This is a genomic window from Mesorhizobium caraganae, from assembly GCF_016836705.1.
Taxonomy (GTDB): Bacteria; Pseudomonadota; Alphaproteobacteria; order Rhizobiales; family Rhizobiaceae; genus Mesorhizobium; species Mesorhizobium caraganae.
Map to the genome: position 1 here is coordinate 1 of NZ_JAFCGY010000153.1, position 444 is coordinate 444.

The following is a 444-nucleotide window of genomic DNA, read 5'->3' on the forward strand; positions in this document are numbered from 1 at the left end:
GACGCTGACCATCGCCGTCGGCGACCCGATAGACCGGCTGGTCCAGCAGCCACGCCGAGGCGATCGACTGCGCCGACGCCGCCCGTTTCAGCACCGCCTGCGCCGGCACCGTGTCGGCCGGCCATGCGCGCTCGGCAGGCGCATGCACGCGGAACTCGTGTCCCTGCACCTTGTCGTGCGACAACAGGCTCATGACCAGTCCGCTCGCCATCCACAGGACGAATTGCAAGCCGATCGCCAGCCCGAGCCATTTGTGAATCCTGCGCATCCACGGCGTCATGCGCTGCGCCTCCAACGGAAGCTGTAGAACACCAGCCACGCGCCGCTCAGCGCGAACAGCAGCCCGACCGCCGCCGCCACGCGCAACAGGGTGTTGTTGACGTCGCTGCGGGTGTCGTAGTCCATGATGTGGAACATCCACAGGAAATCGAACCAACGCCACAG

At 66.4% G+C, this 444-nt stretch carries 1 pseudogene; it reads right to left on the minus strand.

Annotation, left to right across the window (positions count from 1 at the left end):
- A pseudogene (locus JQK88_RS35735) lies at positions 1 to 280 on the minus strand (hypothetical protein); the annotation flags it as partial.
- Between the last annotated feature and the right edge of the window lie 164 nt (positions 281 to 444).